This is a genomic window from Bailinhaonella thermotolerans (assembly GCF_003594875.1).
In the GTDB taxonomy this organism is placed as follows: Bacteria; Actinomycetota; Actinomycetes; order Streptosporangiales; family Streptosporangiaceae; genus Bailinhaonella; species Bailinhaonella thermotolerans.
Genome location: NZ_QZEY01000018.1, coordinates 102,030 through 126,193, shown reverse-complemented (window position 1 = coordinate 126,193; position 24,164 = coordinate 102,030). Strand labels below are relative to the sequence as shown.

Sequence of the window (24,164 nt, the reverse complement as noted above, 5' to 3'; positions counted from 1 at the left end):
GCCCGATTGCAGCGTGCTCGTCATCTCACGCGGCTGCGCGGAGCGGCTGCGGCGGGCGGTGGAGTCGGTCCTCGGGCAGTCGCTCCGCAACCTCGAGGTCATCGTGGTGGACCCCGCCGGCGACGCGCGCGCGACCGTCGCGGAACTGGCCGAGGAAGACCCGCGCGTGCGCCACCACCGCCCCCCAGGCGACGGCGACCCCCGCGCCCAGCGCGACGACGGGCTGGACGTGGCGCGCGCGCCGTACGTGATGTTCCTGGAGTCCGGCGACGAACTGTCCCCGCACGCCTGCAAGAGCCTGCTCCTGGAGATCGAGCGCACCGGGGCGGACTTCGTGACCGGCGCGGTGCGGCGGGTGGCCGAGGGCGAGAGGCGGGGCCCGCTGTGGCACCCGCGCCTGTTCACCCCGCAGCGCGTGGTCGCCGACGTGCGCGACGAGCCGGAGGCGCTGTTCGACTGCCTGGCCACCAACAAGATCTACAGCCGCGACTTCCTGGAGCGGAGCCGGATGCGGTTCCGCGACGGCGCCCGCCACGAGGACCCGCTCTGGGCGATCCAGGCGTACTGCCTGGCCCGCCGCTACGGCGTGGTGCCGTGGGTGGTCTACCACCGGCGGGTGAGCCGGGAGGGCGGGCCGGGCTCCGGCGGCCGGGACCACCTGTCCGGCCTGGAGCGGCGGATCGCGGCGGCCCGGCTCGCCGACGGGTTCCTGGCCGCGTCGGGCCGCGCCGGCCTGCGCGCGGCCGCGGACTTCCGCTTCCTCCGCCAGGACCTGCGCCCGTACCTGGGCGACCTGCCCGGGCGCCCCGCCGAGTGGGTGCTCGGCCTCGCCCGCGTGGCCGTGCCGTACCTGGACAGGATCCGCCCGGCGGCGATCGCGCGGCTGCCCCGGATGGAACGCGTCTGCGTCCGGCTGCTGCGGTCCCACCGGCTTGAGGAGGCCGTGGAGGCCGCCCGCTGCTTCGACGGGGAGCTGCCCCCGCGCCACGTCTCGTACGCCGGGGGCCGGCCGTACTGGGGCGGCGAGCCGGGGGACCCGGAGCTGGACCTGACGGAGCTGGGGCTGCTGGACCGCCCGTTCGCCCAGGCGCCGCTGCGTCACGACTGCGAGGTGCTCGGGCTCGGCGGCACGACGCTGGCGCTGCGCGTCCGGACCTACGACCCGGCGCGCGTGCTGCCCGCCGGCCCCGTCACGGCGGAGCTGCGGGTGGCCGCGCGCCCGGGCGATCCGCTCCGCCACCGGTTCGAGCTGGAGCCCGCGGGCGAGGGCCGCTTCACCGCGCGCGTCGAGGTGGACCTCGGGCTCGTGCCGTACGGCGGGCGGGGCCCGGACCGGACCGACGAGCCGCGGATCGTGATCGCCCGGGGAGGCCGGGAGAACGCGGCCCCGCTGCGGCCCGCCCTGCCCGCGCGATTGACCGCGGAGGTGGGCGGGCCGGGACGGCGGCGCACCGTGCGGGTGATCGCGGGGTCCACGCTGAAGGTGGGCTGGCGGCGCGCGGGGCTCGCGCGGATGCCGGAGGCCGCGGCGGGCCGGGCGCGGCGGGCGGGCGCGGCGATCTCCCTCCACGTGCCGGACCGGCTGGTGTACGCCCTGGCGGCGAGGCTGCCGATGCGGCGGGACCTGGCGGTGTTCGACGCCGCCGGGCGGTACGACGGGGACCCGCGCGCGATCTACGAGGAGGCGCGGCGGCACGGGCTGCCGCTGAAGGCGGTCTGGGTGCACGACGGCTCGGCGCGCGGCTTCCCCGGCGACGCCGAGGTGGTCCGCCGCCGGAGCCGCCGCCATCTGGTCGCGATGGCGCGGGCGCGGTACTGGGTGGCCGACCACGGCCTGCCGCCGCTGTTCGCCAAGCGGCGCGGCAACCGGTACCTGCGGACGGGATACGGGCAGGACCTGGAGCCGGCCCTTCTGGAGCCGCGGGCGGGTGAGAAGCCCGCGGCGCGCTGGGACGCCCTCCTCGCCCCGAGCGCCGGCTTGGAGCGCGCGTTCGCGCCCCTGCACGAGCACACGGGGGAGATCCTCCGGACCGGCTCCCCCCGCAACGACGAACTGGTGCGCTGGGACGAGCCCGGGCGGCAGGAGACCGCGGCGGCGGCCCTGCGCGCGCTGGAGATCCCGGCCGGGCGCCGGGTGCTGCTGTACGCCCCGGCGGGCCGCGACGACGCGCGCGGCCGGCGCGCGCGGCCGGACCTGGACCTGGACCGGCTGGCGGCGGCGCTGGGCGGCGAGTGGATCGTGGTCCTGCGGCCGCACCCGTCCGGGCGGCACGCGATCCCGCCCCGGCTGCGGGGGTTCGTCCGGGACGGCATGGGCCTGCGGCTCAACGACCTGATCCTGGCCTCGGACGCCCTGCTGACCGACCGCTCCCCGCTGACGCGGGACTACGCGGTGACCGGCCGGCCGATCCTGCTCCACGCGGCCGGCCGCGAGCGCCGGCCGGACGACGGGGACCTCGTGCCCGGCCCGGTGCTGGAGACCGCGGACGAGGTGGTCGCGGCGCTCGGCGACCTGGACCGGGTGCGCGCCGAGTACGCCGAACGGTACGCCGCGTTCCAGCGCGCCTGGTGCGAGCGGGAGACCGGGTACGCAGCCAAGGCCGTGGTGGACGCGTTCTTCGCGGACGTGCCCCGGAGGGGCTGACCGATGCCGCGCGAGGTGATCCTGTTCGGCCTGGAGAACGACGCGGCCGGCGAGGAGCCGCGCGCGCTGCACCTGCTGGCGCAGGGCCTGGCGGTCCGGGGGCACCGGGTCACGCTCGCGGGCGTGCTGCCGGCCGCCGAGCCCGTCCGCCACGTCGCGGACCCGGCGTACGACCTGGTCACGCTGTACGACCGGCGTCCGGGGCGGCTCCTTCGCGACGGGCGGGGGCGGCTGCGGCGGGCGCGGGCCGAGATGGCGCGGCGGTTCGAGGCCGCGCGCGGCGGCCACGTGGTGATCGCGTCCCCGGGGGCGAGCGACTGGCTGCGGCACGTGCCCGCGCCGGGCCTGAGCAGGATCGGGCGGTGCGCCCGGTCGTACCGGCAGGCCCGGCTCGACCCCGCGCACCTGCGGATCATCCGCCGCGACTACCCGGGCATGGCCAGGTCGGTCTTCCTCACCGAGGAGGACGCACGCGCCTTCGCCGCCGAGCGCCTGCCCAACACGGCCGCGATCCCGGACCCGCTGGCCTTCTACCCGGCCGAGCCCGCCGCGCTGGCCCGGCCGCGCGTGCTCGGCGTCGGGCCGCTGACCTGGCGGGCCCGGTTCGACCTGCTGATCGGCGCCTTCGCGGCGGCGGCCGGGCGCGTGGACGAGGTCTGGGAGCTGCACCTGATCGGCGAGGGCCCGTGGGAGGAACGGCTGCGCGCGCTCGCGCTCCACCTCGGCGTCGCCGACCGGGTCGCGTTCCGGGGCCGGGCCCGCGACCTGGCCAGGGAGTGCGCCGAGGCCTCCATCGTCGCCGTGACCGGCGAGTTCGGCGGACCACCGCCCGCCCTGCCGGAGGCCGCGGCGTACGGCGTGCCCGCGGTGTCCTTCGACGGGCCGGGAGGGATCCGGTCCCTGGTCGCGCACGACCGGACCGGCGTCCTCGTCCCCCCAAGCGACGAGGACGCCTTCGCCGGCGCCCTGACCCGCCTCATGCGCGACCGCGCCCTGCGCCTGCGGATGGGCTCGCGGGCCCGCGAGCACGTCTCCCACCTGCGCCTCGAACGCGTCCTCGACCGGTGGGAGGAACTGTTCGAGGAGATCGAGCGCTGACCTGACCGCCCGTCCCCCGGCCGCCCGTCCCGGCGGCCCGCTCGGAGGCGGTGCGCTCGGAGGCGGTGCGCTCAGAGGCCGGGGAAGAGCCGGTCCACCACCCGCCCGGCGGCGTTCCCGTCGTCCAGGTGGCAGAACCTCTCCCGGAACGCCTCGTACCGCGTCCGGTACGGCCCGGCGTCGGGCTCCCGCAGCGCGTCGATCAGCTCGTCTCCCGTGCGCACGAGCGGGCCGGGGGCCTCGGACTCCAGATCGAAGTAGAAGCCGCGCAGGTCGTCCCGGTAGTGCTCCAGGTCGTAGGTGTAGAAGACCATCGGGCGGCCGGTCCCGGCGAAGTCGAACATCAGCGACGAGTAGTCCGTGACCAGGACGTCGGTGATCAGCAGGAGCTCGGTGACGTCCGGGTAGCGCGTGACGTCCCGCACGAACCCGGTCGCGTCCTCCGGCAGCGCGTTCGCCGTGTGCAGGTGGCCCCGGACCAGCAGCACGTGGTCCTCGCCGAGCGTGCGGCGGGCCCGGTCCAGGTCCAGGTGCACGTCCAGCCGGTACCGCCCGCCGCCGGCTCCCCGGTCGTCGCGCCAGGTCGGCGCGTACAGCACGACGCGCTTGCCCTCGGGCAGGCCCAGCCGCGCCAGCACCCGGTCCGCCGTCTCCTCGCGCCCCTCCTCCCGGTGGAGCGGGTCGTTGCGCGGGTACCCCGACTCCAGCACGGCGCCGCCGTACCGGAAGGCCCGCTGGAAGATCGGGGTGCTGAAGGCGTTCGGCGAGACGAGCAGGTCCCACTTGGCCACCTCCAGGGAGAAGCGGCGCAGGTAGTCGGACCCGGTGGCGAACCTGACGGTCCCGATGTCGTGGCCCACGCGCTTGAGCGGCGTGCCGTGCCAGGTCTGGACGTACGTCTGGCCGGGGCGCTTGACGTACCAGTCCGGCTGGTTGTCGTTGGAGATCACGTGCGAGGCGGTCCCCAGGGCCTCGTAGTGCTCCCGGCTGCCGCGCGCCACCACGCGCGTGCCCTCGGGCGGGACGACCTGCCCGTCCGCGCTCACCCAGACGCACTCGCCGGAGTACCCCCGCGCGACCAGCTCGCGGTGGATCTCCCGGGGGCTGTCGGAGTACTGCCGCCCGCGCCAGGACTCGAAGACCACCAGATCGCGTACGACCCTGGCCCGGTGCACCGGGTAGTCCCGCTCGGCCAGCACGCGCTGCGCGTACCTGCCCTCGGCCCCGCCCAGCGCGCGCTGCACCACCAGGCACGCCCGGTCGCCCCGGTAGAAGTGCGGCTGGAACCGGTGCATGCCCAGCTCGCGCGGGTCCGGCAGGTCCTCCAGCAGCCCCTGGGACAGGTGTACGGCGCGGTCGCCCGCCGCGCCCCGGGTGAGCAGGTCCCACGAGCCCGACCGCAGCGGCGTGAGCTCGCCGTACAGCGGCATCGCGGCCGGGGCGAACTCGCCGGTGAAGTGGCCGCCCGACCAGCGCAGCGGCACGCCGTGCTCCTCGCCGGTGCCGCGCCGCCGCAGGATCAGGCGGTCCGGGCGGTCCTCCGGGTCGGTGTAGTCGCCGGCGATCGTCAGGCGGCCCCCGGCGGTCCAGGCGACCTCGGTCAGCACGGCGCGCACCGAGCGCTCGACGAAGCTGAGGTTGCCCGCGCGGGTGCGCACGAGCGCGATCTCCCGGCTGCCGACGCCGAACCGCGTCTCGGCCAGCGCCCGGTCGGCCGCGACCCGCACCGGCCGCCGACCGTGCGTGTCCAGGTACAGGTCCCAGTGCACGCCCGCGTCCAGCACGTCGGTGGACGTGCGCACCGCGTGCTCGGGCGGCGTGGTCACGGCCAGCTCGACCAGCGGCACCCGGGCCCGGAACCCGCCGCGCACGCTCTTGTCCGCCTCGACCGGGACGCGCAGCTCCCGGGTGCCCCGCCGCAGCCGCAGCAGCAGCTCGCGGTCCTCCAGCGCCGGGCCCCAGCCGCGCAGCTCCAGCACGTCCCCGGCGAGCGCGCACACGCCGACCGCCGCCGAGACCGGCTGCACCTTCACCGTGAGCACGTCGTCCTCGGACGCCATCGCCCGCAGCCACACCCCGGGCGCGATCTCCCGGCCGGGCGAGCGCCGCGCCGGGCTCCCCGAGGGGACCGCGAGGCCGCCGCGCCGGGTGAGCCCCCGCGTCGTCACCTCGACCTGGAGCTCCCAGGACGACGCCGAGCCGGGGCCGAACGCCGCCGGGTCCACGTCCGCCTCGAACCCGGACCAGTTGTAGCAGACCACCGCCTGGTCCGACCCGGCGGTCACGTCCGGGCGGCAGACCCGCCGCACCGGCAGCGCGAGCCTGCGCCCGCTGCGGGTGTTGCGCAGCCACGCCTTCAGCTTCGCGTCGCGCTCCCCCGACAGGTCCAGCCCGGGCACGTAGGCGTGCCCGGAGACGCTCAGCCGCCCGTCGTCGCGCCACCGCACCCGGTCGGCCCGGCAGACCAGCTCCAGCTCGTCCTCGGCCACCCGGAACAGCTCGCGCGGGAACCGCCGGTCCTCCCGCAACGGGTGCTCGGCGTGCCAGCGGCGCAGCCGCCGCGCCACCGGGGCCTGGCCCCGCCCCTCGCGCGCCGCCCGCTGCTCGGCCCGCAGCTCGTCGGCCATGCCGTGGGCGACCAGGTGGTACATCAGCCGCTCGGCGAACGGCAGCGCCGACAGCACCTCCGGCGGGACCGTCGCCAGGTACTCCCCCACCAGCGTCAGCAGCCGCTCGCGGTACTCGTCGTCGGCGGCGTCGAACTCCTTGACGTACAGCGGCAGGTCGCTGCGGAGCACCAGCTCCTCGTACCGGTCGCGGAGGTACGGCGTCGCGTGGGAGCGCATGAAGTCGCGCACCCGGCGGATCGAGGCGAGCCGGGCCGCGAGGTTCTCGGCCTGCGTCCGGAGCTGGGTGATCGAGGGCTCGCCGGACTCGCGCTCGCGCCAGAAGTACACCGGCGCGCTGAACACGTCCACCGAGCGGGCGAGCACGTGCGCGGGGATCGTCACCGGCGCGTCCTCGTACAGCCCGGCCGGGAACTCCAGCCCGTGCTCGTCCCAGAAGTCGCGCCGGAAGACCTTGTTCCACGCCGTCCGGTCCAGCAGCAGGTCGGGGTCGCGGCTGACGTGGGTACGGCGGGCCGTGCGCCGGAACGGGCGCGCGTGCAGGGGCGAGGGGCGCACTGCCGTCGAGGTGAAGCGGCGGACGTTCCCGCAGGCCAGGTCGGAGCCGGTCTCCTCCAGCGAGCCGACGAGCTGCTCGTACGCGTAGCGCGGGAGCACGTCGTCGCTGTCGGCGAACGCCAGGTACCGGCCCCGCGCCTCGGCCGCCCCGGCGTTCCTGGCCGGGCCGAGGCCCCGGTTCTCCTGCGAGACCAGCCGGAAGCGAGGATCGCGCTCCGCCCAGGCCTTGGCGATGACCTCGCCGCCGTCGGAGGAGCCGTCGTCCACCAGGACGAACTCGACGTCGCGCAGGGTCTGCGCGGCGAGGGACTCCAGGCACTCGTCCAGGTACGCCTCGACGTTGTAGAAGGGGACGACGACGCTCAGCCTGGGCGTCATGGGGAAACCACTCCTCGTGTTCGGGGGGACGTCCGCGCCCGCTCCGGACCGGTCAGCGCCGGGTCATCTCCGCCGCGGAGGGGGCGGGCCCGGACGGCCCGAGCTTGATCGGCGCCATGATCTGGGTGTCGGCCTGGGCGCTGACCTGGCCGCCGGACCGGGCGCCGGGCTGCGCGTCGGCCGGAGCCCCGCCACCGGCCGCGGCCCCGGCCGCCGCACCGGTCGCGGCCCCGGCAGCGGTCCCGGCAGGGGTGCCGGGCTGGGCGGACACCTGCGGTGCGGCCGGTGCGGAGGGCGCCGCGGGAGCCGGGGCCTGTTCCGGGGCCGGGCCCTGCGCGGGCACGGCGGACTGGGCCTGGGCGGCGGACTGGGCCTGGGCGGCGGACTGGGCCTGGGCGGCGGACTGGGCCTGGGCGGCCGCCGGGAAGGCGTGCGTGCGCTCCTGGTCGCGGGCCGCGCCCCGGGCCGGGGCCGGGGCCGGGGCCGGGGCCGGCTCCATCGCGCCGACCTCGGCGATCACGCGCTCGAAGTCCTTGGTGGACAGCCACATCTTGTAGATCAGCGCCAGCTCGAACAGGACCAGCAGCGCCGCCGCGGCCACCGTCACCGGGATCAGGGCCGCGGGCCCGAGCAGCGGGCCGACCACGAACGCGCTCATGTGGAACTCGATCCCGCTGACCAGGTGCGGCCGGACGCGGTGCCGCACGCCCCACAGCCGGAACCGGTCGTACCACGGGAAGCGGGACCGGAACCCCTTGTGCAGGTCGATCACCCCGCCGCCCGCGCCCGCCTCGTCCGGGTCGGTCTCGGGGTACTGCCGCAGCAGGTCCTCCAGGAACACCACCCGCGCGTCGGGCCGCGACCCGGCCGGCGCGGCGGGCGCGGCCTGCGCGGGCCGGGCCGCCCCCGCGCTCCCGGCCGGCGCGGCCGGGCGGCCGTACTCCTCCAGCCGCTCCTCGATCCGGTTGCACATGGCCCGCCGCACCTTGGCGAGCTGCGGCCCGTGCATGTACCGGAACAGGTCCAGCACCACGATGAGCACGCCCAGGTAGACGAACTTCAGGTCGCCGCTCGCCTGGAACTGCCCGTACGCCAGGGCGAACGCGCAGGCCGCGGCGCGGACGCGGTCGAGGACGAAGTCGAGCCACTGGCCGAAGACGTTCCCGTTGCCCTTGAGCCGGGCCAGCTTGCCGTCCACGCAGTCCAGCACGAAGCCGAGGTGGAAGACGAGCGCGCCGAGCGCCAGCCAGGGCCAGGACGCCTGCGTGAAGCACGCGGCGGCGACCAGGCCCAGCGCGAACGCGCCCAGCGTGACCTGGTTCGGGGTGACGGACGTGCGGTTGGCCAGGAGCCGCACGATCGGGAGCGCGAGCGGATCGACCACCATCACGGTCCACCACGAGTCCCTGGGCTTGCACACCGCGCGAACGTCGGCCGGCGAGAACGTCGTCATGCCAGCAGGATCACCAGGACGGGGCGCGTCAGGCGCGCGAGTGGCCAGGCGCAAACCACGTCATGACCAGTTCTTGACGGGTGCGCGGGCGAATTCATCCCCTGTGCCGGGAGTTGCTGGTAGGCCCGGCTTTCCCTGAAGCGTTACCCGAACCAGTGGCATCATCCGCTACGCTCCACGACAGCGGTGCCCGGCGGCACAGCTTTTGTATCGGGTTACGGCGCAAGCCGCTCGTCACGAGGAGCCGTACGCATGACTCTTCGCCGCAGGGGCCGCCTGGCCATCGTCTCGGCCGGTATCACCGTCGCCGCGTTCGGGCTCGCCCCGGCCGCCGCGGCCGACCCCACCGCCGGGAACGGCGTTCTGCCGGTCCCGATCTCCGCGAACGTCTCGTTCACCCCCGGCCCGGGCACGCCCACCGCCACCCCCGGCGGGCCGGACGCCGCCGCCGGGACGTCCCGCCGCGTGGACTGCCGCCGCGTCAAGTGCGTCTCGCTCACCTTCGACGACGGCCCGGTCGCCGTGACCGGCAAGCTCCTCGACGTGCTCAAGAGGCACGGCGTCAAGGCCACCTTCTTCGTCATGGGCGAGCGGGCGAAGGTCCGTCCCGACCTGCTGCGCCGCATGGTCCGCGAGGGCCACGAGATCGGCAACCACACCTACACGCACGCGCGGCTCACCACGCTCTCCGACGAGGGCATCCGCAAGCAGATCGCGGACACGCAGCGGGTGATCCGCCGGGCCACCGGGCGCACGCCGAGGTTCATGCGCCCGCCGTACGGCGCGACCAGCGACGCCGTGGACCGGGTGACGGCCGAGCTGGGGGTGTCCCAGATCCTGTGGTCGGCGACCTCGCGGGACTGGCGGTTCAAGAGCGCCAGGTCCACCGTGGAACGCACCATCCTGCACGCGAAGCGGGACCGGATCGTGCTCATGCACGACCCCATCCCCTCGACGACCACCGCGATGCCGCACATCATCCGGGAGCTTCGCCAGCGCGGCTTCCACATCGTCCCGGTCGGCACGCTCCTGCGCGGGCGCACGCTCATCCCCGGCGAGCGCTACTGCTCGGGCGCGGGCGCGTGTAAGCGCGCCGACGACCCCGGGATCGTCCTGCCGCCGCCGCTCCAGCAGGATCTGGGCGAGCAGGTGTCCGACCTCCCGCGCGAGGAGATCCCCGAGCGGCGCCGCGAGGAGAGCCCGGCGGACGGGCCCGTGGACCGGCCGGTCGACCGGCCCGTGGAGGACGCCGAGGATCGGCGGACGGAGTCGCAGCCGCTCGTCGTGAGATAATCCGGATCGCCCGGGCCTTTTCGGCCCGGGAAGCGGGGCCGGGTTTCCCGCCGGACGACGGGCGCCCGGCCTACGCGCCCAAATCTCTCCCCCATCGGGTGAAGTTCTCCGCCTCGGTGGGGGTTTCTTCTACCTCCAGTACGGCGAGCACGGGCGCGAGCACCCGCAGGTACGCGGGGACCGGGTCGATCAGGTGCGCGGCGGCGGCCCCGGCCACGATGTCCGGCAGCCAGATCAGCGGCTCCTTGTCCGAGGTCTGGTGGTCGTACCTGAACCGCGGGGCCCGGCCGGCCAGCGCGCGCAGCAGCCGCCGGTCGAGCTTGTTCTGCGCCGCCTCGCGCGTGTGCAGCACCAGCCCGCCCACCTCCGGCTCCAGCCCGCGCACCAGCCGTTCCATCGCGCGGGCGCGCGCCGCCTCCTTGGCCTTGGGCTCGGGGAACCGGGCGGCGTGGACCGAGGCCCGCACCGGCAGCTCGGCGATCGCCCGCACCAGCCGCCAGCGCACCTGGGCCCGCTCGGCGTGCCAGTGCGGACCGCCGGGGAAGGGCGCCGCCGCCGACAGCTCCCGCTGCACGACCGCGCTCAGCCGTGGCTCCGCGACCACGCCCGCGACCACGTAGAGCCCGTGCCGGTCGTGGATCGACTCATCGACGTAGGCGACCCGAGTCACGTGCCCGTCTCCCGGAGCGGACTCTCCTCCTCATCCGGTACGGCGTCACGCCCGCGCGCACGCGGCGCGTCCTCCCGGGGAACGGCGTCGCGCCCCCGGCCCGCCGTACCGGCGTGGGCTCCGTGGGCCACGTGGCCCGGGGACGGGCCCGGGGACGGGGCGGACGGTGGGCTGACGGCCGGGACGGCCGGGGCGGGGACGGGGACGGGCGGCGCGGGGTCCGGGAGCGGGAGCGTGCGCAGGAAGGCGTAGAGCCGCTCGACGTCGGCGGCGGTCAGGTCCACCGGGAGCACGAGGCGGGCAAGACGGCCGCCGGCCAGGGGCAGGTCGTACTTCACGACGTCCAGTTGCGCGCGGGCGCGGGCGCCGCCCCCGGCGTAGGCGGCCGCGCGGCTCGCGCGGGGCGGCGCGACGTACTCGACCACGCTCTCGGCGGACTCGTCGCCCTCGCGGCCGTCCCGGTCGCCGCCGGCGTCCCCGGAGTCCGGGTCGCCCGCCTCGTCATGAGCGTCCTGGCCGTCCTGGTCGTCCAGGTCCTCCGGGCCGCCCGCGTCGTCCGGGTCGTCCGCGTCGTCCGGGTCCGCGGGCCCGCCGGCCTCGGGCGGGGTGCGGCCCCACTCGCTCAGGCCGCGGGCCTCCCAGAGGAACCCCTCGACCGCCCGCCGGAACCGGGAGCGGTACGCCTGGAGGGTGCTCTGGCTCAGCGTGCGCTCCTTGGCGCGGGTGAAGGCCCGCAGCGCGCCCTCGACGTCGAGCCGGGTGACGTCGATCGTCTCCCAGTCGGGGTAGACGGCGAGCACCCGCAGGCAGGCCGACCGCAGGGAGACGGCGGTGTTCTCCGGCACGATGCCCAGGTCGGCGGCGTTCTCCCAGTAGGCGACCAGATCGCGCCCACTGGTGCTCCGCCTGCGGCCCGTGCGACTCCCCATATCTCCCGATGCTTGCTATCAAGTAGGACAGCGTCAAGCGAAATCAAGCAATCAACCAATAAAAGACAAAGAAGAGGGGCGAATAGCACCTCATGTGCCATTCGCCCCTCTATGCCTGGATTTGCGTGATTACTCCCGCGCGCCGCCCGGGCTCACCCTCACGGGGTCACTCCCACTCGATGGTGGCCGGCGGCTTGCTCGTCAGGTCGAGGACGACCCGGTTGACCTCGCGCACCTCGTTGGTGATGCGCGTGGAGATGCGGGCGAGCACGTCGTAGGGCACCCGGGACCAGTCGGCGGTCATGGCGTCCTCGGAGGAGACCGGGCGCAGCACGACCGGGTGGCCGTAGGTGCGCTCGTCGCCCTGCACGCCCACCGACCGCACGTCGGCCAGCAGCACCACCGGGCACTGCCAGATCTCGCGGTCGAGCCCGGCGCGCGACAGCTCCTCACGGGCGATCGCGTCGGCCTCGCGCAGGATGTCCAGCCGCTCCTTGGTCACCTCGCCGACGATGCGGATGCCCAGGCCGGGACCCGGGAACGGCTGCCGCCACACCATCGCGGGGGGCAGGCCGAGCTCCTCGCCGGCCTGGCGCACCTCGTCCTTGAACAGCGTGCGCAGCGGCTCGACCAGCTCGAACTTCATGTCCTCGGGCAGGCCGCCCACGTTGTGGTGCGACTTGATGTTGGCGGTGCCGGTGCCGCCCCCGGACTCCACCACGTCGGGGTACAACGTGCCCTGGACGAGGAACTCCACCGGGCCCTCGGCCATGATCTCGCGCTGGGCCTCCTCGAAGACCCGGATGAACTCGCGACCGATGATCTTGCGCTTCTCCTCGGGGTCGGTCACCCCGGCCAGCGCGGACAGGAAGCGCTCCGCGGCGTCCACGACGTGCAGGTCCACGCCGGTGGCGGCCACGAAGTCCTTCTCGACCTGCTCGGCCTCGCCCTTGCGCAGCAGCCCGTGGTCCACGAACACGCACGTCAGCCGGTCGCCGATGGCCCGCTGCACCATCGCGGCGGCCACCGCCGAGTCCACGCCGCCCGACAGCCCGCAGATCGCGCGGCCGTTCGGGCCGACCTGCCGGCGCACGGCCTCGACGGCGTCCTCGACGATGTTGAGCATGGTCCACGACGGCCGGCAGCCCGCGCCCTCGTACAGGAAGTGGCGCAGCACCGCCTGGCCGTGCTCGCTGTGGAGCACCTCGGGGTGGAACTGGACGCCGTACAGCCCCCGGTCGGGGTTCTCGAACGCGGCGACCGGGGTGGCCTCGGTCGAGGCGGTGACGCGGAAGCCGTCGGGCGCGGCCGTCACGGAGTCGCCGTGGGACATCCAGACCGACTGTCGCTCGGGCAGCCCGTCGAACAGGACGCCCTCGGAGACCACGGCCAGCGGCGTGCCGCCGAACTCCGCCAGCCCCGTGCGCGCGACGGTGCCGCCGAGCGTCTGGGCCATCGCCTGGAAGCCGTAGCAGATCCCGAAGGTCGGCACCCCGGTCTCGAACAGGCCGTCCGGCACCTTCGGCGCCCCCTCGGCGTAGACCGAGGACGGCCCGCCCGAGAGAATGATCGCCTTCGGCTTCTTGGCCAGCATCTCCTCGACCGGCATCGTGGAGGGCACGATCTCGGAGTAGACATGGCATTCACGCACCCGGCGGGCAATGAGCTGAGCGTACTGCGCACCGAAATCTACGACGAGGACGGTGTCGAACTCGGACAACGGTATCCAGACCCCCAAACAAGGTGCCACGCACCGGGTGTGAACGGAGTTTCCCCAGTCTATGGCCTGCCCTCTCACCTCCGTCCGGCCGCTCCTCCCATTCCCCCGGTGACGCCTCCGCCCCTTCCATCCCTTCTGCCCCTTACGCCGCTTCCGCCCCTCGCGCCGCCGTACGGCGGGCGGCGGCTCCGCGCGCTGCCGGGGACCCGGCCGTGACCGCCCGCGCCGTCGGCAGGCGTACGGCTCTCGCCCTCCTCCTCGGGGCGGCCGCCGGCTGCGGCGCGTCGCAGGGCGCGACCGGGCCGGGCTCCGCCGGGAAGCCCTCCGCCCCGGGAGGCGGCGCGAGCCCCGGGAGGTCCGGACCGGCCGCACCCCGGCCGGGGACCTCGCCCGCCGCGCCGGGGCGGATCAGGACCGTCACGTCGGTCCGGGAGGGCCTGCCCGGAATGAGGCCGCTAAGGTTCCACAGCTCGATCGGGCCCGGCCCGGCCATCGCGCCGATCGGGCTCACGCCGGACGGGAAGGTCCTCGCCTCGCTGCTGGACGCGCGCGGTGTCGGCTCGGCGGTCGCCCTGGTGGACCCCGGGACCGGCGCGGCCACCGTGCTCTCCAGGTTCCAGGACGGGTCGGGCGGCGCGCTGAAGACCCGGCAGTCGTACTCCGGCGTGGCCGACGCGCGCCACGTGGCCTGGCTGGACTCGGCGGCGCAGGGCGAGGCCGCGGGCTGGCGGCTCATGGTGCACGACCGGGCCTCGGGCCGTACCCGCGTCGCGGCGCGGAGCGGGACGCCGGTCGCCGAGGCCGGGGACCTGAGCCTCGCGGACGGGCGGCTCCGCTGGTCGGCGTCCCGGGGCGGCTCCCGGTCGGCGATGGTCATGCGGCCCGGCGACTCCGCTCCGAAGGTGTGGCGGGCGAAGACGGGGGCCGCGCAGCCGTACGGCCGGGACGTGGTGGCGGTGGCGGGCGACCGGCTGGTGCGGTTCTCGGCGGAGGGGCGCCGGCGCGAGGTGCTCGCGGAGTACGTCACGGCGTTCGCGGCCGCCGGGGACGTGCTGGCCTGGTGCCCGGGCGAGGGCGTGATCGTGCGGCTGGGCGACGGGTCCCGGCTGGAGCTGCCGGAGGAGCCCGCGCTGACGATGTCCGCCGACGGGCCGCTGGTCGCCTGGCAGGCCGAGACCGGCGGGGCGGTGCTGGACACCCGCACCCGCGTGCTCACCCGCCTGCCGAAGGCCACGTCGTTCGTGCTCGCGGCGGGCGGCCACCTGCTGTGGGGCGTGGCCGACCGCGCCGGTGACCCGCAGCCGAGGTCGCGGACGACGTACCACCTGGCGAGGATCGCCTGAGGCCGTGCCCAGGACGCCGGGGCGGGGCCCGGCTCAGAACGGGGGCAGGGGCGGGAGTCCGCCGTCGGCCAGGGCGCGGGCCTGCTCGGCCAGCAGGGCCCGTGTCTCGGGGTGGGTGAGGATGAGGAAGCGCTCCTCCCGGATGCCCTCCACCACCAGGTCCGCCACGTGCGCCGGATCCACGCCCTTCTCGACGATCCGGTCGATCAGCTCCCCCGCGACGGCGGAGTCCTCGGTGGGGCCCGCGCCCGCGAGGTCCTCGGGCCGGTTGCGCCCGGCCTCGTGGATGCGCGTGCGCACCCCGGCCGGGCACAGCGCGCTGACCTTGAGCTTGGACCCGACGAAGGCCAGGTCGTGCGCGAGGCTCTGGGTGGCGGCCAGCGCCGCGAACTTCGAGACGCAGTACGGCCCGGCGTACGGCGTCGCGAACAGCCCGGCGATCGAGATCGTGTTGACGATGTGCCCCTCGGTGTCCTGCTCGATCATGCGCGGCACGAACGAGCGGATCCCGTGCAGCACGCCCCACAGGTTCACGCCGAGCGCCCAGGCGAAGTCCTCCTCGCCGCGCGTCCACATGTGGCCGCCGGTGAAGACGCCCGCGTTGTTGCACAGCACGTGCACCGCGCGCAGCTCCCCGAACGCCCGGTCCGCCAGGTGCCGGACGGCCGCCGCGTCGCTCACGTCGGTGACCTGCGTGAGGACGGTGGCCGCACCCGCCCGGGCGGCCAGGGCGGAGGTCTCGGCGAGCGGCCCCTCCTCCACGTCCGCCAGCACGAGCGACATGCCCTCCCGCGCGAACCGCAGGGCCAGCGCCCGGCCGATCCCGCTGCCGCCCCCGGTGACCACCGCGACCCCGCCGCCGAGCTCCTTCATGAGCCACCACCTTGACCGAGCGCTCGCTTGTCCCGATGCTTAGCCTAGATCGCCCGAAGGAGGTCGCGCGATGTCCGTGCCCCGACTCTCTCCGGCGACCGGGGTGGTGGTCACCGGCGGCGCCTCCGGGATCGGCCGGGCCTGCGCCCGCGCCCTCGCCGAGGCCGGCCGCCCGGTCGCGGTGTGGGACCTGGACGGGGCCGGCGCGGAGAAGACCGCCGCCGGGCTGGGCGTCCCCGCGATCGGCCTGGCCGTGGACGTGCGCGACACCGCGTCCCTCGGCACGGCGGCCGCCCGGTCCCGCGAGGCCCTGGGACCCGTCGGCGGGCTGGTCCACGCGGCCGGGATCGCCGGGCCCAGGGCGGTCGCGGACGTCACCGACGAGGCCTGGGACGCCGTGCTCGACGTCAACCTCCGGGCGCACGCGATGCTGATCCGGGCGCTGCTGCCGTACCTGCGGGAGGCCGGGCCGGGGTCGGCGGTGGTGGGGATCTCCTCGGTGGAGGGGCTGGTCGGGCAGGCGTTCATCCCGGCGTACTGCTCGTCGAAGGCCGGGATGCTGGGACTGACCCGGTCGGCGGCGCACGAGCTGGCCCCGGACGGGATCCGGGTCAACGCGGTGTGCCCGGGGTACATCGACACGCCGCTGCTGACGAACGCGACCGGCGGGGACGCGGGGTACCTCGCCGCGTTCGAGAAGAAGTCGCCGTTCGGGCGGCTGGGCCGGCCCGAGGAGATCGCGGCGGCCGTGCGGTTCCTGCTGAGCGACGAGGCGTCGTTCGTGACCGGGACGCACCTGGTCGTGGACGGCGGCGCGACCGCCGTGGACCGCTGAGGGACCGGGCGGCCGGAGGGGTCAGGACGAGTCGCGCGCGATCAGGGCGCACTGGACGCGGCTCAGGACCTCGCCGGGGTTCAGCGGGCGCTCCTGGCGGATCGCGGCGTCCACGGCGGCGACCAGGCCGGCGTCCGGCGGCGGGGACTCGACGCGGACGCTGGTCAGGCGGGGCCGCGTGAACCGGGCCTGCGGCAGGTCGTCGCAGCCGGCGAGGGCCACGTCCCCGGGCACGGCGACGCCGGCGTCGAGCAGGGCGCTCATCAGGAGCATGGCGTAGTCGTCGTTGTAGGCGAACACCCCGTCGGGGCGCTCCCCCGGGTCGCGGGACCGCCACGCGGCCACCGCGGCGGCGGCCTCGTCCTCGTCGAAGGCCAGGTCCACCCGTTCCACGGTGAGGCCGCGGGCCTCCGCCGCGCGTTCGGCCCCGCGCAGGCGGCCAAGGCCCATCTTGCGCAGGCCCTCCTCCTTCGGCACGATCGCGGCCAGCCTGCGCCGGCCCCGGTCGTGCAGGTGCCCGGCGGCCAGGGACCCGATCTCGGCGTGGTCGATCACGCTGGTGGCGACCAGCGGTGAGGGGCCCTCGCCGAAGCCGACCACGGCCCGGACGCCGGAGGACCTGAGCAGCCGCACCGCGGCCTCGGTCAGCCGGTACGTCTCGGCGATCACCGCGACCGGGCGCAGCTCGGCCCACGCGCGGGCGGCGGTCACGCCCCGCAGGCGGCGTTCGCCGTACTGGACCAGGGTGTAGCCGCGCTCGCGGAAGGCGGCCTCCAGGTCGTCGAGGATGCCGGCGACCAGGCGGCCGGTGGGCGCGACCGACAGGGCCAGCAGGACCAGCCCGCTGCGGCCGGTGCGCAGGGAGCGGGCGCTGGCGTGGGGGACGTAGCCGAGGGTTTCGGCGGCCTCGCGCACGCGCCTGCGGGTCTCCTCGCCGACGCGCGCGCCGGGGCGGTCGTTGAGGACATACGACACGGTCGCCTGGGACACCCCGGCGAGCCTCGCCACGTCGACGCTGGTCGCGGGGCGGGTGGGGGTGTCGGTCATCTGCTCCCGTGTCCGATCCGTGTCTTGTCCAGCCGATCGGAACGATGCTACACATGCTTATACGTATAACCACGTGGTTGAGCGCGGTGGGAGCGGTCCACGAAGCCCTGCCCCGCCGCGCTTCCGAGGTGCGGACCCACCTCGGCGGTCCCCCGCTCCCCCGCGCCGCGAAGGCCCCCATCGCGGCGGATTCCACGACCACGAAGGAGCCCTCCATGACGGACCTCCGCCCCCTCCCCCCGGCGGCCGCCGCATGAGCGCCACGGCCACCCCCGCGACCACCGCCCCCGCCCGCGGCGGCGGGCAGGCCCGGCTGCTGTCCCTGCTGCTCGTGGCGAACACCGCCATGTTCTCGGTCTACATGGGCGTCGGCGGCATCCTGCTCCCCGCGCAGGTGGAGGCCCTGGACCCCGCCGCCAAGGTCGCCAACCTGGGCATGGTCTCCGGGATCAGCGCGATCTTCGCGACCCTGTTCAACCCCATCGGCGGGATGCTGTCCGACCGCACGCACTCGCGGTGGGGCCGCCGCGCCCCCTGGCTCATCGGCGGCTCGGTCGCCGCGCTGGCGACGCTCGCCCTGCTCGGGAACGCCGCCGGCCTGCTCATGATCCTCATCGGCTGGTCCCTGGCCCAGGCCATGATGAACCTGTTCCAGGCCGCCCTCACCGCGATCATCCCGGACCGGGTCCCGCGCGAGCGGCGCGGCACGGCCTCGGCCGTGTTCGGCATCGCCACCTCGCTCGGCGCGATCGCGGGCACCCAGCTCGCCGCGCGGTTCGTCGGCGGCTCGCTCGGTCACGTCGTCCTCGGCTCGCTCGTCGTGGCGGCCGCCGTGCTCGTGGTGACGCTCACCCGCGACCCCAGGCCCGGCGAGTACGAGGTCGTCAGGAGGGAGAAGACCGGGCTCGGCGGGTCCCTGGCCGGTTTCGTCTCGGCGCTGGGCCACCACGACTTCCGGTGGCTGTTCATCAGCCGCGCGCTGATGGTGCTCAGCTACTTCATGCTGCTGGGCTTCATGTTCTTCATCGTGAAGGACCGGATCGGGGTGCCCTCGGGCATGACGGCGCCGGAGGCGGTCGCCACGGCGACGCTGGTCGGCACCGTCTGCTCGATCGTCTTCACCCTGGTCGGCGGCCCGCTGTCGGACCGGTTCGACCGGCGCAAGACCTTCGTCTTCCTGGCCGCCGTGCTCACCGGCGTCTCGATCACGCTGCTGCTCGCCGCGCCGAGCTGGCCGGTGTTCCTGCTCTACTCGGCGATCCACAGCTCGGCCTTCGGCCTGTTCATGGCCGTGGACACCGCGCTCGTCACGCTCGTCCTGCCCAGCGAGAAGGACGCGGCGCGGGACATGGGCATCCTCAACATCGCCGCCGCCGGCCCCCAGATCGCCTCGCCGTTCATCGCCGCCGCGATCATCAGCCTGGGCGGTTACACCGCCCTGTTCGTCTCCGGCATCGTCATCGCCCTCCTGGGCGCGCTCGCGGTGCTGCCCGTCGAGTCTGTGAGGTAGTCCCTGATGAAGTCGTACGTCCGCGAGTGGGGTTCGGGGGACAGGATCGCCGTGCTGGTCCACGGGATCATGTCCGACTCACGGGCCTGGTGGCGGGTGGGGCCCGCGCTGGCCGAGCGCGGGTACCGGGTGCTGGCCGTGGACCTGCCGGGGCACGGCGCCTCGCCCCGCGCCGAGTCCTACGACCCGGAGGTGTTCGCGTCCGCGCTGCTGGAGTCGGTCCCGCACGCCCCCGACCTGGCCATCGGCCATTCCCTGGGCGGCCTCACGCTGGGCCTGGCGGTGGAGCGCCTGCGGCCCGCCCGTGCCATCTACTCCGACCCCGCGTTCCGCATGCCGAGCCTGCCCGACGGCACCCCCATGACCGAGGTGTTCACCCGGCTCAAGAACTCCGACGCCGCCCAGGTCCGCGCCGCGCACCCCGGCTGGCCGGAGGACGAGATCCCCATCGAACTCGCCGGCCTGGCCGACTGGGACGAGGCCACCGGCCACGCCCTGGCCCCCTACGCCGGTGTGGACCACACCCCGCCCCTGGTGGTCCCCTCCCTGGTCCAGCTAGCCGACCCCAGCTTCCTGGTCCCGCCCGCCTACGCCGGCGAGCTCCAGGCCAAGGGCTTCGAGGTCCGCGTCGTCCCCGGCGCCGAACACACCATCCACCGCCACCTCTTCACCCCCTTCATGAAGTCCATCGACGACTGGCTCTGACCCACCCCCGCCGGCGCCCCCCGGAATCCCCGGCGCCGGGGCCTTCACCCCCGGGGAAACGGTGATCTCCGCGTGGCGGAATCACGATCGGGCGTCAGAGCCCCTTGAGCGTCCCGAGAAACCTGGACCATTCGGCGGTGGTGAAGACGAGGGGCGCGGCCTGGGAGGTGGTCAGGGGGTGGGGAGGTCGGCGTCGTGGGTGAGGAGGGCTATCTGGACTCGGTTGTTGAGGTTCAGTTTCGTGAGGATGTTGCTCACGTGGGTCTTCACGGTGGGGACGCTCAGGTGGAGGGCGGCGGCTATCTGGGCGTTGCTGTGGCCCTGGCCCACCGCCAGGGCCACCTCGCGTTCCCGGTCGTTGAGGAGGGCGAGGCCGGCGCGGGCCTCGGCCTGGCGGCGGTCGGCGGCGGACTCGGCCACCCGGGCCATCAGGCGGCGGGTCACCGACGGGGAGAGCACGGGGAGGCCGCGGGCGACCTGGCGGACGGCCTGGACTATCTCGTCGGGCGGGGTGTCCTTGAGGAGGAAGCCCGCCGCTCCGGCGCGCAGGGCGCGGAGGACGTGCTCGTCGGCGTCGAAGGTGGTGAGGACGATCACCTCGGGGGCGCCGGGGCGGGAGCGGAGGGCCTCGGTGGCGGTGAGGCCGTCCATGCCGGGCATGCGGATGTCCATCAGGACCACGTCGGGGGCGTGGCGTTCGACCTCGGCGAGGACCTGGGCCCCGTCGCCGGCCTGGGCCACCACGCGGATGGCGGGATCCCCGCCGAGCATCATGGTGAGGCCGGAGCGCACCAGGGGATCGTCGTCGGCGATCAGTACGGCGACGGCCGCCGCGTCCGGGGAGGTCACGAGGGCCAGGGTAGCCAGGCCGCGACCCGCCAGCCACCTTCGCCCGCCGGGCCGTGCTCCAGCCGGCCCCGCGCGAGCGAGACGCGTTCGGCCAGCCCGATGAGCCCCTGACCGGCGCCGGCGGCCGGCGGCGCGGGGCCCCTCGCGGCGGTGTTCGTGACCTCCACCGACAGCCCCTCCCCCGGCGCCCCCGACAGGCGTACGGCGACCCGCGCCCCCGGGGCGTGCTTGCGCGCGTTGGTGAGGGCCTCCTGCACCACGCGGTACGCCGTACGGCCGGGGCCGTCGGGGACCGGGGCGGGCAGGGACTCGCTCAGCGAGACGCTCATGCCGGCGCGGGCGGACTCGGCGGTGAGCTGGTGGACGTCGGCGAGGGTGGGCTGGGGCAGCTCGCCGACGGGGGCGCGGAGGACGCCGATCACCTCGCGCAGGTCCTGGAGGGCGGCGTGCGCGCTCTCGCGGATGACCTTCGCGGCGTGGGAGAGGTCCTCCGGCGGGGCGTCCGGGCGGTACTGCAGGGCGCCCGCGTGCACGCTGAGCAGCGACAACCGGTGACCGAGGACGTCGTGGATCTCGCGGGCGATCGCCTCGCGCGCCTGGTGCTGGGCCTGCTCGGCGCGCAGCCGGGCCTCCTCCTCGGCGCGGGCGGCGCGCTCCCGCAGCGACTCGGCCAGCCGCCGCCGGTGCTGCACGAACAGCCCCCACCCGACAGCGGCCGCGCTCAGCGTCGAGCCGAGCACCCACAGCGCGGCGTCGGACTCGTGCGGCTCCGGCCGGATCAGCGCGAAGACGACCCCGGACACCAGGCTCAGCCCGAGCGCCGTCATGGCCACGCGCGGCGGCCGGTGCACGGCGACCGAGAACAACGCCACGAACAGGGCGCCCGCCACGAACTCCGAGTAGGAGGACATCAGGGCCAGCGCCACCGCCAGCCCGAACGGCCACCGCCGCCGCAGCCACAGCGCCAGGCAGCCCAGCGCGCCGCTGAGCTGGTCGAGCCCGAACAGCCACTCCGGCGGCATCGCCCCGGACTCCACCCGCAGCCCGACGACCACCAGCCCGACCCACGCCGCGCCGCAGAACAGCGCGAGGTCCACGACCCAGTCGCGCGCCGTGCGCCGCCGCCTCACGGGCCTCTCACCGGTCATCTCGCCCACCCCGGGATCAGTTCCTCCATCTCCGCGAGCGTACGGCGGCGCGCCCACCGCAGTCCCCGGTCGCGGGGGCGGTCGATACCGAAGTCGCCGAAGGGGATACCTCGGTCGCGCCGGCCGGGCCGAAGGATGGACGAAGGTGGGCGAACGCCATACCGCCGCCCGATCCGGCGCGGGACGCCGCGTCCCTAGCGTCTGGCCCATGCGAAAAGCCATCCAGTTCCTCGGCCTCGTGCTGGTCCTCCAGGGCGTCAGCGGCGCGATCGACCACGTGGCGGTCCAGCCGTTCATGGGCGTGGTCCTCAACTTCTTCAACCGCGTCGTCATCCCCCGGCTCGACTTCCTCACCGGCTACGAGCTGTACGCGAACCTGATCCTCGCCGCCTTCGGCGCCGTGGTCGTCGCGGCCGGCACGGCCATCCGCTCCTGAACCGCGTTCCGGGGCCGCCCTCTGGCGCCCGGCGGCTCCGCCCGTACGATGTCGGTTGCCCCCGTCCCCCGGCCGGGGCGGGCGGGGATTGCGGGGCTTCGGGTGGGTAAATATCGCTCGCGTGACGCCGTACGACTGCCGGTGGGAGGGTGGATGACGGGGGCGCTGGGGGGCTCGCGGCTGGGACCCGCGGAGCGGGAGGCCGCGCTCCGGGGGCTGGGCGAGCGCGAGGTGGACGTCTTCGTGGTCGGCGGCGGGGTCGTGGGCGCCGGGGTGGCGCTGGACGCGGCCACGCGCGGGCTGACCGTGGGGCTGGCGGAGGCGCGGGACTTCGCCTCGGGGACGTCGTCACGGTCCTCCAAGCTGATCCACGGCGGGCTGCGGTACCTCGAACAGCTCAACTTCGAGCTGGTCAGGGAGGCGCTCCAGGAGCGGGCGCTGCTGCTCCAGCGGATCGCGCCGCATCTGGTGCGGCCGGTGCCGTTCCTGTTCCCGCTGACCCACCGGGTGTGGGAGCGGGGCTATGTGGGAGCCGGCGTGACCCTCTACGACACCCTCGGCGCCTCGCTGGGGATGACGCGCGGGGTGCCGCGCCACCGGCAGCTCTCGCGGGCGCGGGCGCTGCGGCTGGCCCCGGCGCTGAAGCGGTCGGCGTTCGTCGGCGCGGTGCAGTACTGGGACGCGCAGGTGGACGACGCCCGCTACGTCATGACCCTGCTGCGCACGGCGGCCGCGTACGGCGCGCGCGTGGCGTCGCGGACGCAGGTGGTGGGGTTCCTGCGCGAGGGCGAGCGCGTGACCGGGGTGCGCGTGCGCGACCTGGAGGGCGGCGCCGAGTTCGACGTGCGGGCCCGGCAGGTGGTGAACGCCACGGGGGTGTGGACCGACGACATCCAGGCGCTCGTGGGCGGGCGCGGGCAGATCCACGTGCGGGCGTCCAAGGGGATCCACCTGGTCGTGCCGCGCGACCGCATCCACTCCAGCACCGGGCTGATCCTGCGCACGGAGAAGTCGGTGCTCTTCGTGATCCCGTGGGGGCGGCACTGGATCATCGGCACCACGGACACCGACTGGCGGCTGGACCTGGCGCACCCCGCGGCGTCCCGGCTGGACATCGACTACCTGCTGGCGCACGTGAACGCGGTGCTCGGGGTGCCGCTGACCCGCGACGACGTGGAGGGGGTGTACGCCGGGCTGCGGCCGCTGCTGGCCGGGGAGTCGGACGAGACCTCGAAGCTGTCGCGCGAGCACGTCGTCACCCACCCCGTGCCCGGCCTGGTCATGGTCGCGGGCGGGAAGTACACCACCTACCGGGTGATGGCCAAGGACGCCGTGGACGCGGTGGCGCACGGGCTCGACCAGCGGGTCCCGCCGTCCTGCACGGACCGGGTGCCGCTGGTGGGCGCGGAGGGGTACCAGGCGCTGTGGAACTCCCGGCAGCGGCTCGCGGACCGGTCGGGGCTGCACGTGGCCCGCATCGAGCACCTGCTCCAGCGGTACGGCTCGCTCGTGGACGAGGTGCTGGCGCTGATCGCGGAGAACCCGGAGCTGGGCCGGCCGCTGACCGGGGCCGACGACTACCTGCGCGCCGAGGTCGTCTACGCCGCCACCTGCGAGGGCGCGCGGCACCTGGACGACGTCCTGGCCCGCCGCACCCACATCTCGATCGAGACGTTCCACCGGGGCGTGGCCACCGCCAGGCAGGCGGCCGAGCTGATGGCCGGGCCGCTGGGCTGGGACGAGGCCCAGGTGAGCCGCGAGGTGGATCACTACACCAAGCGCGTTGAGGCCGAGCGCGCCTCCCAGGAGCAGGACAACGACCTTGAGGCCGACGCCATCCGCCTGGGCGCCCCCGAGATCGTCCCCGTCGCGCCCCACCCCTGACGCCCTGAGGACTCGCTGCCGATCCCCGCGGATCCGGCGGCGCGTCGCTCCCCACCCCTGACCCTCTGAGCGCCCTGGGGCTCCCGGCTCTCGTACGCCCCTGGCGCTCTGAGCGGCCTTGAGCGCCGGCCGGGCGGGCGGTGCCGGGAATCTTGAACGCAATC

The 24,164-nt window shown here is 75.2% G+C and carries 18 protein-coding genes; 9 read left to right on the top strand and 9 right to left on the bottom strand.

All coding sequences use genetic code 11. The features are described from left to right. Positions 1-13: 13 nt before the first annotated feature. Together D5H75_RS32510 and D5H75_RS32505 are read left to right on the top strand one after the other, a co-directional pair. Entirely contained in the window at positions 14-2,644 is a 2,631-nt protein-coding gene (locus D5H75_RS32510) for a bifunctional glycosyltransferase/CDP-glycerol:glycerophosphate glycerophosphotransferase (RefSeq protein ID WP_202638717.1), read from the top strand. Positions 2,645-2,647: 3 nt separating this feature from the next. Beyond that, the gene (locus D5H75_RS32505; RefSeq protein WP_119930409.1) at positions 2,648-3,742 is read left to right on the top strand and encodes a glycosyltransferase; all 1,095 of its coding nucleotides are present in this window, start codon (positions 2,648-2,650) and stop codon (positions 3,740-3,742) included. Between the two features lie 71 nt (positions 3,743-3,813). Here the strand turns inward: D5H75_RS32505 and D5H75_RS32500 are convergent, their stop codons facing one another. Together D5H75_RS32500 and D5H75_RS32490 are read right to left on the bottom strand one after the other, a co-directional pair. Beyond that, positions 3,814-7,305 carry a bifunctional glycosyltransferase/CDP-glycerol:glycerophosphate glycerophosphotransferase gene (locus D5H75_RS32500; RefSeq protein WP_119930408.1) on the bottom strand — a complete coding sequence of 1,164 codons (3,492 nt, stop codon included), beginning with the start codon at positions 7,303-7,305 and terminating at the stop codon, positions 3,814-3,816. 52 nt (positions 7,306-7,357) lie between these two features. Next, a complete protein-coding gene (locus D5H75_RS32490) occupies positions 7,358-8,758 on the bottom strand; it encodes a CDP-alcohol phosphatidyltransferase family protein (RefSeq protein ID WP_202638716.1) in 1,401 nt (466 codons plus the stop codon). Positions 8,759-9,010: 252 nt separating this feature from the next. Here D5H75_RS32490 and D5H75_RS32485 point away from each other — a divergent pair, with 252 nt between their 5' ends. After that, a complete protein-coding gene (locus tag D5H75_RS32485) occupies positions 9,011-10,051 on the top strand; it encodes a polysaccharide deacetylase family protein (RefSeq protein WP_119930407.1) in 1,041 nt (346 codons plus the stop codon). A gap of 70 nt (positions 10,052-10,121) precedes the next feature. On the opposite strand, the gene D5H75_RS32480 is transcribed toward D5H75_RS32485, so the two are convergent. The 3 genes from D5H75_RS32480 to guaA all read right to left on the bottom strand — a co-directional run bounded on the left by D5H75_RS32480 (position 10,122) and on the right by guaA (position 13,388). Further along, positions 10,122-10,721 carry a hypothetical protein gene (locus D5H75_RS32480; RefSeq protein WP_119930406.1) on the bottom strand — a complete coding sequence of 200 codons (600 nt, stop codon included), beginning with the start codon at positions 10,719-10,721 and terminating at the stop codon, positions 10,122-10,124. Then, on the bottom strand, positions 10,718-11,650 hold the full coding sequence (locus tag D5H75_RS32475) for a hypothetical protein (protein ID WP_119930405.1): 933 nt from the start codon (positions 11,648-11,650) through the stop codon (positions 10,718-10,720). The genes D5H75_RS32480 and D5H75_RS32475 overlap by 4 nt, the downstream gene beginning before the upstream one ends. Positions 11,651-11,816: 166 nt before the next feature. After that, positions 11,817-13,388: a glutamine-hydrolyzing GMP synthase gene (gene guaA, locus D5H75_RS32470; protein ID WP_277949993.1), complete on the bottom strand. Its 1,572-nt coding sequence runs from the start codon at positions 13,386-13,388 to the stop codon at positions 11,817-11,819. Positions 13,389-13,816: 428 nt separating this feature from the next. Here guaA and D5H75_RS32465 point away from each other — a divergent pair, with 428 nt between their 5' ends. Next, on the top strand, positions 13,817-14,713 hold the full coding sequence (locus D5H75_RS32465) for a hypothetical protein (RefSeq protein ID WP_119930404.1): 897 nt from the start codon (positions 13,817-13,819) through the stop codon (positions 14,711-14,713). A 33-nt stretch (positions 14,714-14,746) separates the two neighbouring features. Here the strand turns inward: D5H75_RS32465 and D5H75_RS32460 are convergent, their stop codons facing one another. Then, complete coding sequence (locus D5H75_RS32460; RefSeq protein ID WP_119930403.1) at positions 14,747-15,586, bottom strand: SDR family NAD(P)-dependent oxidoreductase; 840 nt, start codon at positions 15,584-15,586, stop codon at positions 14,747-14,749. A 70-nt stretch (positions 15,587-15,656) separates the two neighbouring features. Here D5H75_RS32460 and D5H75_RS32455 point away from each other — a divergent pair, with 70 nt between their 5' ends. Further along, on the top strand, positions 15,657-16,421 hold the full coding sequence (locus tag D5H75_RS32455) for an SDR family NAD(P)-dependent oxidoreductase (protein ID WP_119930402.1): 765 nt from the start codon (positions 15,657-15,659) through the stop codon (positions 16,419-16,421). A gap of 21 nt (positions 16,422-16,442) precedes the next feature. On the opposite strand, the gene D5H75_RS32450 is transcribed toward D5H75_RS32455, so the two are convergent. Next, a complete protein-coding gene (locus D5H75_RS32450; protein WP_119930401.1) occupies positions 16,443-17,468 on the bottom strand; it encodes a LacI family DNA-binding transcriptional regulator in 1,026 nt (341 codons plus the stop codon). A gap of 253 nt (positions 17,469-17,721) precedes the next feature. On the opposite strand from D5H75_RS32450, the gene D5H75_RS32440 reads away from it, so the two are divergent. Together D5H75_RS32440 and D5H75_RS32435 are read left to right on the top strand one after the other, a co-directional pair. Further along, positions 17,722-18,978 carry an MFS transporter gene (locus D5H75_RS32440; RefSeq protein WP_119930399.1) on the top strand — a complete coding sequence of 419 codons (1,257 nt, stop codon included), beginning with the start codon at positions 17,722-17,724 and terminating at the stop codon, positions 18,976-18,978. Positions 18,979-18,984: 6 nt separating this feature from the next. Continuing rightward, entirely contained in the window at positions 18,985-19,683 is a 699-nt protein-coding gene (locus D5H75_RS32435; protein ID WP_119930398.1) for an alpha/beta fold hydrolase, read from the top strand. A gap of 171 nt (positions 19,684-19,854) precedes the next feature. Here D5H75_RS32435 and D5H75_RS32430 read toward each other — a convergent pair whose 3' ends face one another. Together D5H75_RS32430 and D5H75_RS32425 are read right to left on the bottom strand one after the other, a co-directional pair. Continuing rightward, complete coding sequence (locus D5H75_RS32430) at positions 19,855-20,532, bottom strand: response regulator (RefSeq protein WP_119930397.1); 678 nt, start codon at positions 20,530-20,532, stop codon at positions 19,855-19,857. Then, on the bottom strand, positions 20,529-21,680 hold the full coding sequence (locus D5H75_RS32425; protein WP_119930470.1) for a sensor histidine kinase: 1,152 nt from the start codon (positions 21,678-21,680) through the stop codon (positions 20,529-20,531). The genes D5H75_RS32430 and D5H75_RS32425 overlap by 4 nt, the downstream gene beginning before the upstream one ends. Positions 21,681-21,888: 208 nt before the next feature. Here D5H75_RS32425 and D5H75_RS32420 point away from each other — a divergent pair, with 208 nt between their 5' ends. Then, positions 21,889-22,116: a hypothetical protein gene (locus D5H75_RS32420; protein ID WP_202638714.1), complete on the top strand. Its 228-nt coding sequence runs from the start codon at positions 21,889-21,891 to the stop codon at positions 22,114-22,116. Positions 22,117-22,269: 153 nt separating this feature from the next. Then, positions 22,270-24,000 (top strand): glycerol-3-phosphate dehydrogenase/oxidase, encoded by a 1,731-nt coding sequence (locus D5H75_RS32415; RefSeq protein WP_119930396.1) that lies wholly within the window; start codon positions 22,270-22,272, stop codon positions 23,998-24,000. The last annotated feature ends 164 nt before the right edge of the window (positions 24,001-24,164 follow it).

Coding starts and splice junctions, on each gene's coding strand:
- D5H75_RS32505 (WP_119930409.1), top strand. CDS start 2,648: ATGCCGCGCGAGGTGATCCTGTTCGGCCTGGAGAACGACGCGGCCGGC.
- D5H75_RS32500 (WP_119930408.1), bottom strand. CDS start 7,305: ATGACGCCCAGGCTGAGCGTCGTCGTCCCCTTCTACAACGTCGAGGCG.
- D5H75_RS32490 (WP_202638716.1), bottom strand. CDS start 8,758: ATGACGACGTTCTCGCCGGCCGACGTTCGCGCGGTGTGCAAGCCCAGG.
- D5H75_RS32485 (WP_119930407.1), top strand. CDS start 9,011: ATGACTCTTCGCCGCAGGGGCCGCCTGGCCATCGTCTCGGCCGGTATC.
- D5H75_RS32475 (WP_119930405.1), bottom strand. CDS start 11,650: ATGGGGAGTCGCACGGGCCGCAGGCGGAGCACCAGTGGGCGCGATCTG.
- D5H75_RS32465 (WP_119930404.1), top strand. CDS start 13,817: ATGAGGCCGCTAAGGTTCCACAGCTCGATCGGGCCCGGCCCGGCCATC.
- D5H75_RS32460 (WP_119930403.1), bottom strand. CDS start 15,586: ATGAAGGAGCTCGGCGGCGGGGTCGCGGTGGTCACCGGGGGCGGCAGC.
- D5H75_RS32455 (WP_119930402.1), top strand. CDS start 15,657: ATGTCCGTGCCCCGACTCTCTCCGGCGACCGGGGTGGTGGTCACCGGC.
- D5H75_RS32450 (WP_119930401.1), bottom strand. CDS start 17,468: ATGACCGACACCCCCACCCGCCCCGCGACCAGCGTCGACGTGGCGAGG.
- D5H75_RS32440 (WP_119930399.1), top strand. CDS start 17,722: ATGAGCGCCACGGCCACCCCCGCGACCACCGCCCCCGCCCGCGGCGGC.
- D5H75_RS32435 (WP_119930398.1), top strand. CDS start 18,985: ATGAAGTCGTACGTCCGCGAGTGGGGTTCGGGGGACAGGATCGCCGTG.
- D5H75_RS32425 (WP_119930470.1), bottom strand. CDS start 21,680: ATGACCGGTGAGAGGCCCGTGAGGCGGCGGCGCACGGCGCGCGACTGG.
- D5H75_RS32420 (WP_202638714.1), top strand. CDS start 21,889: ATGCGAAAAGCCATCCAGTTCCTCGGCCTCGTGCTGGTCCTCCAGGGC.
- D5H75_RS32415 (WP_119930396.1), top strand. CDS start 22,270: ATGACGGGGGCGCTGGGGGGCTCGCGGCTGGGACCCGCGGAGCGGGAG.